At 46.8% G+C, this 7,028-nt stretch carries 8 protein-coding genes; 3 read left to right on the plus strand and 5 right to left on the minus strand.

What is annotated here, in order from left to right:
- On the minus strand, positions 1-1,023 hold the full coding sequence (locus tag ACTTK6_RS10880; protein ID WP_079474300.1) for an ABC transporter substrate-binding protein: 1,023 nt from the start codon (positions 1,021-1,023) through the stop codon (positions 1-3).
- A gap of 99 nt (positions 1,024-1,122) precedes the next feature.
- Complete coding sequence (locus tag ACTTK6_RS10885; protein ID WP_079474301.1) at positions 1,123-1,482, minus strand: DUF1499 domain-containing protein; 360 nt, start codon at positions 1,480-1,482, stop codon at positions 1,123-1,125.
- A gap of 155 nt (positions 1,483-1,637) precedes the next feature.
- Between ACTTK6_RS10885 and ACTTK6_RS10890 the strand changes: the two genes are divergently transcribed.
- The gene (locus ACTTK6_RS10890; protein ID WP_079474302.1) at positions 1,638-2,309 is read left to right on the plus strand and encodes an MBL fold metallo-hydrolase; all 672 of its coding nucleotides are present in this window, start codon (positions 1,638-1,640) and stop codon (positions 2,307-2,309) included.
- Between the two features lie 15 nt (positions 2,310-2,324).
- Positions 2,325-2,738, plus strand: coding sequence for a nucleoside deaminase (locus tag ACTTK6_RS10895; RefSeq protein ID WP_079474303.1), 414 nt, complete (start codon positions 2,325-2,327; stop codon positions 2,736-2,738).
- Positions 2,739-2,750: 12 nt separating this feature from the next.
- Here ACTTK6_RS10895 and ACTTK6_RS10900 read toward each other — a convergent pair whose 3' ends face one another.
- The 3 genes from ACTTK6_RS10900 to ytvI all read right to left on the minus strand — a co-directional run bounded on the left by ACTTK6_RS10900 (position 2,751) and on the right by ytvI (position 5,953).
- Positions 2,751-3,179, minus strand: a complete 429-nt coding sequence (locus ACTTK6_RS10900) for a hypothetical protein (protein WP_079474304.1) — start codon at positions 3,177-3,179, stop codon at positions 2,751-2,753.
- Between the two features lie 36 nt (positions 3,180-3,215).
- Positions 3,216-4,703 (minus strand): aldehyde dehydrogenase family protein, encoded by a 1,488-nt coding sequence (locus ACTTK6_RS10905; protein ID WP_462833444.1) that lies wholly within the window; start codon positions 4,701-4,703, stop codon positions 3,216-3,218.
- A gap of 137 nt (positions 4,704-4,840) precedes the next feature.
- Entirely contained in the window at positions 4,841-5,953 is a 1,113-nt protein-coding gene (ytvI, locus tag ACTTK6_RS10910; protein ID WP_079474306.1) for a sporulation integral membrane protein YtvI, read from the minus strand.
- 207 nt (positions 5,954-6,160) lie between these two features.
- Here ytvI and ACTTK6_RS10915 point away from each other — a divergent pair, with 207 nt between their 5' ends.
- Entirely contained in the window at positions 6,161-6,928 is a 768-nt protein-coding gene (locus tag ACTTK6_RS10915) for a 3-hydroxyacyl-CoA dehydrogenase (protein WP_079474307.1), read from the plus strand.
- The last annotated feature ends 100 nt before the right edge of the window (positions 6,929-7,028 follow it).

The raw sequence follows: 7,028 nt of genomic DNA on the forward strand, positions 1-7,028 counted from the left end.
TTACTCCTCACTTGTTAAAGTGTCAGCCACCTCTTCGGCAAATACTTCGGATGAAAGGGGCCCGCCGTAAGGCCATGTGGAGCTCGGCAGACGGTGGACATTATCGTTTTGGACGAATGAAAGACTGTTCCAGACTTCATTGTTATTCAATGTTTCTTCAATCGTACCACGATCGCCCTCCGGCGTGGGGATATCTATAAATGTCTGGTCCTGATAATTTTCAAGAGCATCGACACTCGTTTCCGTGTAGCCGTATTCTTCGAATTGCCTTGACTCATAAGCATTATCAACGCCGATCTGCTCCATTGTCTGGGCAGCAAGAGAATTGTCGGCAAATAGGCGGAAGGTTACGTTTTCGTTGGCCAGGTAGGAAAGAGAAAGCAGTACTTCTTCATCGCTGCGGCCGGCATCTTCAATTTCTGTCGACAGCTCATCATATGTTTCGTCCAGGTCATTTAAAACCTGTGCTGCTTTGTCTTCCTCGCCGACAGCTTTGGCAATGCTTTCGAAAGTGGACTCCATTTCCTCATACTGGTTGCCTTCGCCTTCGGCAGGATACGGGTTATACATCAGTGTAGGAGCAATTTCCTCCAGCTCTTCTTTGATGCCTTCATGCCGGTAGCCGGCAGTAATAATTAAATCGGGCTCGAGTTCGGCAATGCGCTCAAGGCTTGGTTCCTGCCTCGTTCCTACATCCTGGACATCTTCGGATGGCGCCGGCTCGATATCAGCTAAATAATCGTTGTAACCATCGAGATCAGCGATACCGGCAGGCTGCATGCCTAAGGCGAGAAGGTCTTCTGCATACACCCATTCGAGGGCGACTACGTTTTCAGGTGTTTCTTCGAGTGTCACTTCGTTGTCATACCCATCCGTCACCGTCACAGATTCGCTGTTTTCAGAGGAGCTCTCTGTGCTCCCGGAATCCTCCGAACCGCCGTTGTCGCCTGAGGAACTGCAGGCAGCAAGCGAAAATGACAAAGCAGGTATTGTTAAAAGAGCTGAAAACGTTTTTAGTTTCATATGTATATCCCCCTAATTGAAAAAGATTATCAATATCAAAACCGACTTTACTATAGAAGGGGGAATAATTCAATAAAAATAAGTAATTTACACTAATTATTATTCATTAATTTGATCATAAAACTGGGCAGTAATTTCTTTCATTCTATTTTTATTTTTCCCCATGTCGCCCTTTCCGATTCTTGAAGCCGAACGAAAATGAACGTGTCCGGGACTTCCGAAATAAAAAACGACGTCGTCCTTAAATCTCAGTAACGGGGTAGTGAAAATAGTCGTTATATAATTTTCATCTTCATGAATAATTTCTGCATGCTTCTGTTGGCCAAGGATACGTCGGACCGTGCTTTTAGCTTTTTCAGGGTGGCCTGAATAATATATAGGCTCCATGTAATGCCGTTTGTCTTCGGGGGAGCTCATGGTGGAAACACAATTTGGGCTGTTAGGGCAGGGTGAAAGCATAAATTACATCCTTTCGCGGTAGAATTTTGTATGCAATATTGTGTACACTGTAAGCAGATGATTAGAAAAAACAGTGTTATTCTCTTTCCCGGAAAAATAAAGCGTTAATCGGGCACAAGAAGGGAAGGAGAAAGGGAGAAAGGAGTGGATCGAAGATGGTGAAAGTCAGCCAGGTGAGTGAAAATATCATTAAGATACACATGAAAATAGGCATTACCATCAGCGCCTGGGTCGTGAAGCATGAGAACGGGTCAATAATTATCGATACAGGCATACGACCGATGGCACCGAGGATATTAAAAGAAGCGGCACGTTTTGGCCGGGTCCAGATGATTTTATTAACCCACGGTCACCCGGACCATGTAGGCGGACTCGCTTATATCCAGGAAAAAGTAAATGCGCCTGTATATATTCATGGGCTCGAAGTTCCTTACATAACAGGGGAAAAGCCTTATCCAAACCGAAAAAAACCGACTGATTATACAAAAGGATTTTCTGTAAAGCAGCTGCCGGGGGACAGCCGTGGTGTTTTTCACTCGATGATGGGCATTGACCCTTATTTTACGCCAGGGCATTCGCCGGGACATACTGCTTATTATCACAAAAAAGATGATGTGCTGATTACCGGTGACATGATTACTTCCAAAAACGGCCGTATCGGGCCTCCGATGAAACAATTTACTGCTAACATGGATCGGGCAATGCGGAGTACAAAAACCATCCAGAAGGTCGCCCCCGGGAAATTATCCATTTGTCACGGCGAAGACCTGCAATATTCACAACACTTGTACAGCGCTTTTGTCAATGAGTATCAGTCTAAAGTATAAGGAGCCTGCCCAATTATGTATAATGAAGCTTTTATGACACGAGCGGTTCAGCTGGCACAGAAGGTAAAAAAAGAAGGAAAAGGGGACCCCTTTGGCTGCGTAATCATCCGCAATGATGAAGTGGTGGCAGAGGAAGGAAATAAAGGGTTTGAAACCTTTGATCCGACGACTCATGCCGAGCTTGAGGCAGTACGGACTGCAACGCGGCTCTTAAAAACTCCGGATCTAAGTGACTGCGAGCTCTATACGAGCGGGGAGCCGTGCCCGATGTGTGAAGCTGCCATTAACTGGAGCGGCATCCCGGTAGTATATACGGCAAAAACTGCAAAGGAGGCCGAAAATGCCGGCCTCCTTCCAGTGCCCGAAACCACCTACGAGCTGCGATATAAACCTTTGCTGGATAAAGAGCTCGATCCGTATTTGGAATAGGAGCCGGGGCAGCTAAAGCAGAAAAAACCGGAAGTAAATAAGGATACCCAGATAGATTATTAATAATACTGCAGACATGAGCAGGATAAGCCACATGTATAAAAGCGGCACATGATGTGACTGCTTTTTTATTGTGACGGCAGCGAGAGTTGTTGTGGTTCCAAGCGTAAGCAGAATTAGTACCACCAGCCAGGTGGCAATGGAAGGCCACGGAAGAAAATAAACAAACGGCATAAGCATCAGCAGGACACACATTGTATAAAACGCATAAAGCGAGGTTTTATACAGGCGTGTATCCTTTTGACGCTCTTTATGCTGACGCCGCCGGTCCAGCCTGCTGTTTGAGTTTGCCCCGCCCTCAGAGGCGGGCTGTAGCGTCTGCTTGATGCGGGCCCACAGCTGTTTCGGTGCTAGTTGTTTCCATTTTGAATAGCGTCCCATTTTCATGCTCCTAGAGGCAGGAGGAAACCATCAGCATTACGGCCGGCGTGTGAGGCCCATAAACGTTTGCAAAAATGATTTCCAGTTGCGGTTTCTGCCATAGTAATAGTCGATGATCTGTGAAAGTGATTCGAACTTTCCTTCATAAGGATACCATAAAATTTCGCTGTTCATGCTGCCACGGGCGCTCATAACAGAAGTTTCAATGCTGAATGAGCGCATGCCAGCGGTAGAATGGTAGGAGCCAATACCGCTCTGCTTTGCCCCTCCGTAAGGAAGGTAATGATTGGCAGCGTGGGAAATAACATCATTAATCATGAAATTGCCTGTGCGGACCTTTGCGGCAATGCTGGCCGCAAGCTCCTGATCGGCAGTAAAGACCGACCCGCTTAAGCCATAAATTGTATCGTGGAACAGCTCAAGGGCCTCATCTATTTTAGAATAAGTGCGGACAGAAAATACAGGACCAAAAGTCTCTTCCTTCCACACACGCATTTCTCTGTTTACCCCGGTTAGAATAATCGGCTCGATCGTCAGGCTCTGTTTGTCCCACTGCTCAGGAGGCCTGCCGGCTATTTGTTCGGCTCCCTGGTCAAGCGCTTCCTGAACCTGGCTGTAAACAATGTCCCACTGTTTTTTTGTAGTCATACGGCCGATCTCATATTCTTTTCTGTCTTCGCGGCGAAGATTTGAAATGGTGCGGTGTACACTGTTTAAAAAAGCTTCCTGAACATCTTCATGCACGATTACGCGCTCGACAGACAAACAAACCTGTCCGCTGTTCATAAAGGCACCCCAGGCAGCAGCATTCGCAGCCCGTTCCACATTGGCGTCCTCGTGGACGATCATCGCATCTTTTCCGCCGAGTTCGAGAGTAGTGGGAATTAAATGCTCCGCGGCCTGCTTCTGAATAACCTTTCCTGTAGCGATCGAGCCTGTGAAGTGAATATAGTCGGGCTGTTGTTCAATCATTAAGCGGCCGGTTTCAGCGCCGCCATGAAGGACCTGAAACACCCCGTCCGGAAAAAGGCCGGAGATTTTTTCCAGAAGCAGACTGGCAAGCGGTGTTTCTTCCGAAGGCTTTAAAAGCACACAGTTTCCTGCGGTTAAAGCTTCAACAACCGGGATGAGAGAAAGCTGAAACGGAAAATTCCAAGGAGAAATAATAACAATTTTTCCGCGCGGTTTGCGGATGATTGACGAATTTTTCCCCATAAATATCATGGGAGTTCTGACGCGTTCCCGGTTAAAAAGACCGGAAGCTTCTTTTTCAATATGGCGCAGGGCCTCAAGAACCGGAATGACCTCAGAACCCAACGCTTCGATGGGAGGCTTTCCTGTAGCTGTAGAGATAATATCGGCAATCTCCTCCCGAAGCTCGCTGATAGTAAAACGAAGCAGCTGTATGTAGCTCAGCCGTTTTTCTATGGCTAAAGAAGCCCATGGAGTGAACGCTTCATCGGCTTTCCGCCAGGCGGATTGTATTTCCTCTTCATTAGATGAATGAACAATTGTTGATTCCAATGCTGACACCCTTTCTAGATCATAAAAGTTAAGTATAATACTTTGTTCCCTTATTGGCAGCCATCATAACAGAAGTTACGGAAAAGAAGCCCCTTCAAGTCGAAACGGGGTCTCTTTTCCGTTATACAGGTACAAGTTTATTTATCAAAGCCATATCGAATAAAGCGGGAGATGTCTTTCGCAACGCCGATGTCCCAAAGGATGATAAACAGAACTAAAATAGCGGGTCCCGCCAGCAGGCCGACAGCTCCAAACATTTGCAGCCCGGCGAACAGAGATACAAGAACGGCAAGGGGATTCAGATTCATGCTCGAGGAGAGCACCTTTGGCTCAATGATCTGCCGTACAATCATTGTAACAGTGTAAAGGATTAGCAGTCCGAGCCCAAGGCCGAAGTTGCCTGTAATAATCAAGTATACGCCCCACGGAATTAAAATAGTGCCGGTGCCTAAGTACGGAAGAAATTCAGCAACCCCGACGACTGCCGCAAGCCAGTAGGCCCCCTCGACTCGCATAATAAGAAGCCCGATTAATACGATGACGCCCGTTATGAACATGAGAATAAGCTGTGCCCGGATGTAGCCGAAGACTCTCGCCCACATGGCCTGGTAAAAAGCCTTCAGCCGCTCAATGATAAAGGGAGGCAGAGCCAATTTCATTTTTCCGGCGTAGCGGTTCCAATCTTTTCCGATGAAATATATAGCTAATACGATAAATAACAGCACGATCAGAAGCGTTGGAATACCTAAAATTAATTGGGTCAAAGCGTCGGCAATAGTTTGGGCGACTGAGCCAAGACCAGAACCCAGCTGACTTCCGAGCTGGGCTATTCCCTGGTCTACAGACGACTGGCCGCCGAGGCCGGAAGCTGCTCCTGTTACTCTTTCCCAGAAGGGAAGAATATTTTCGTTGTAGAAATTCTGCATCTGCTGAAAGGTACTCTCCATCCAGGCAGGGCCCTTTTCTGCAATCACGTTAAATATTTCAATAGACAGAAAGATCAATCCGGTAACAATGCCCCCGACAATGCTTAATGTAAGCAACAATCCTAAAAGAGCAGCTATTCCATTCGGCAGGCGTAATTTATAATGAAGCCACTTCGTAAGCGGCATGAGCATCCAGGCGAAAAAAGCCGCGATCCAAAAAGGATACGTATAGGAAAAAATTTTGCCAATCGCCCACGCCAGAGCGAAAGCGGCTATTATAACGATGACAAAACGCAGAATCATCCAGCCAGTCGTTTGTTTCATGGGCCATTCCATCCCTTTCCTTTAGCGGACGTACTATCTATCTTTTCTTATTATAACCTTCCCGCTATAAAAAAGAATCTACACGTTTTTTTAATATTCCCGAAAAGGGAGGAAGATATACTTTTGATAAATAGTTCTTTAGGGTAATTATAAGGTAGAATAGGAGTAGTGGCTTACACTTTAGGAACAGACAGGGGAGGAAGCAGCATGGAAATTAACGGAAAAGTTTTTTTACTGCCGGGAGGGGCATCCGGCCTTGGCGGGGCAACAGCGAATATGCTTGTAGAAAACGGAGCGAAAGTGGTCATTGCCGATTTTGAGGTGCGCCCGGGGCGAAAAAGAGCAAAAGAGCTTGGCGACAGCGCCATCTTTATCGAAATGGACGTTACTTCAGATGAAAAAGGAAAAGCAACGATCGATGAAACAATAGAGACATTCGGGCGTATCGATGGGGTTGTCAACTGCGCCGCTCTAGGCCTGGCAGAGAAGATTTTAAATAAAAAAGATTCGCATTCACTCGAACACTTCAACCGTGTTATACAGACGAATCTGGTCGGGACGTTTAACATGCTCCGGCTCGGGGCAGATGCGATGAGACATAATGAACCAAACGAACAGGGAGAAAGAGGCATCATTATTAATACATCTTCGATTGCGGCCTATGAAGGCCAGGTCGGGCAGGCTGCCTACAGCGCCTCTAAAGGAGGCATCTGGAGTCTTACGGCGCCGGCTGCCAGAGAGCTTTCAGAGTTTGGCATACGCGTCGTGGCTATTGCGCCCGGCCTGTTTGAAACGCCTTTTTATATGTCCTTTCCTGAAAAAGCAAGGCAGACGCTGGGACAGAATGTTCCTTTTCCAAGAAGACTCGGCTTTCCAACTGAGTACGCTTCGCTCGTAAAAGAAATTATTCACAATACGATGCTAAACGGAGAAACGATCCGCTTGGACGGGGCTCTCCGCATGCCTCCAAAATAATAAAAGAACACCCGGGCTTGGCATATGAAGTGACCTAAATAAATGAGACAGATAAAAGCACCTCTCACGTCGTATTCGTAGTAGGATCGACAGATGGAGG

It is taken from the genome of Marinococcus salis (assembly GCF_054971365.1).

What these genes read in the sequence shown, in the direction of transcription:
- ACTTK6_RS10880 (WP_079474300.1), bottom strand. Translation starts at nt 1,023, where the DNA reads ATGAAACTAAAAACGTTTTCAGCTCTTTTAACAATACCTGCTTTGTCA.
- ACTTK6_RS10885 (WP_079474301.1), bottom strand. Translation starts at nt 1,482, where the DNA reads ATGCTTTCACCCTGCCCTAACAGCCCAAATTGTGTTTCCACCATGAGC.
- ACTTK6_RS10890 (WP_079474302.1), top strand. Translation starts at nt 1,638, where the DNA reads ATGGTGAAAGTCAGCCAGGTGAGTGAAAATATCATTAAGATACACATG.
- ACTTK6_RS10895 (WP_079474303.1), top strand. Translation starts at nt 2,325, where the DNA reads ATGTATAATGAAGCTTTTATGACACGAGCGGTTCAGCTGGCACAGAAG.
- ACTTK6_RS10900 (WP_079474304.1), bottom strand. Translation starts at nt 3,179, where the DNA reads ATGGGACGCTATTCAAAATGGAAACAACTAGCACCGAAACAGCTGTGG.
- ytvI (WP_079474306.1), bottom strand. Translation starts at nt 5,953, where the DNA reads ATGAAACAAACGACTGGCTGGATGATTCTGCGTTTTGTCATCGTTATA.
- ACTTK6_RS10915 (WP_079474307.1), top strand. Translation starts at nt 6,161, where the DNA reads ATGGAAATTAACGGAAAAGTTTTTTTACTGCCGGGAGGGGCATCCGGC.